The 1,264-nt window shown below is 35.8% G+C and carries 1 protein-coding gene and 1 pseudogene; both read left to right on the top strand.

Annotated elements, in window-relative coordinates; genetic code table 11:
• Positions 1 to 1,166, top strand: a 1,166-nt coding sequence (locus FS875_RS09950) for an FAD-dependent oxidoreductase (protein ID WP_144756276.1), incomplete at its 5' end; no start/stop codon positions are given.
• A pseudogene (locus tag FS875_RS10750) lies at positions 1,166 to 1,264 on the top strand (16S rRNA (guanine(527)-N(7))-methyltransferase RsmG); the annotation flags it as partial. The gene FS875_RS09950 and the pseudogene FS875_RS10750, both read left to right, overlap by 1 nt.

Here is a 1,264-nt window from a genome sequence, read left to right as displayed (position 1 = left end):
AAATTGAATGTGCAATAACACGCACAAATACACAAACACATCAAGTTATTCGTGAAAATATTCATCGCTCTGCTTTGTATTCTGGAAATATTGAAGGATTAGGTCCGCGTTATTGTCCTTCTATTGAAGATAAAATTGTTAAATTTGGTGAACGTGATGGACATCAGATTTTTCTGGAACCAGAGGGATTAAATGATGATACTATTTATCCAAATGGACTTTCTACCTCTCTTCCTGAGGATGTACAAATTTCTTTATTGAAAACTATCGAAGGATTGGAAAATGTAAAAATTTTGCAATCTGGTTATGCTATTGAATATGATTTTGTTAATCCACAGCAGTTGACGAGAAATTTAGAATTACGCTGTTTGCCAGGACTTTTTTTAGCGGGGCAAATTAATGGTACAACAGGGTATGAGGAAGCAGCAGCACAGGGGCTTTTGGCAGGATTAAATGCAGCACGCAAGGTAGGTGGTCTAGATGAAATACTGATAAGTCGTTCTACAGCTTATATTGGTGTTATGATAGATGACTTAGTTTCACGTGGTGTTTATGAACCTTATAGAATGTTTACATCACGTGCGGAGTTTCGTTTATCTTTGCGCTCTGATAATGCTGATACGCGTTTGACACCTTTGGCACAAGAATGGGGAATTGTTAGTAAAATACGTTGGGATTGTTATCAGAAAAAGCAACAACGTCTTGATCAAGCACGATCAATATGCCAAAATCTCTTTTTAACACCGAATGAAGCTTCCACTCATGGATTACATGTAAATCGTGATGGAATTCGGCGTTCAGCTTATGATTTTCTTGCTTATCCTCATATGACTTTAGAGCATCTTTCACACATTTGGCCACAATTACAGTCAATTGACTCTAAAACTGTTGAAGCTTTAGAAATTGAAGCACAATATGCAGTTTATTTAGAAAAACAAGCACAAGATATTGCGTCTCTTCAACGTGATGAGCGTTTAGAAATTCCTTCTTCTCTTGATATTCAGTCAATTTCTGGTCTTTCAAATGAGCTTAAAACGAAAATTCAGGAAATTTCACCGCGTTCAATTGCTGATGCACAAAAAATTGATGGTATGACACCCGCAGCATTGTCGCTTATTATTACATATATTCAACGTAAACGACGTGAAAAGGCTAAAATAGCTTAATGAATCTTTCTATAGAACAAAAATATCAGTTACTCTCAGATATCGTTCCTTCTGTTTCACGTGAAACGATGGAAAATTTAATACAATTTGAGACTTTA

The organism is Bartonella saheliensis, assembly GCF_902162175.1.
Note: the sequence above shows the minus strand (reverse complement) of the source record. Positions and strands in the feature narration are given on the sequence as shown.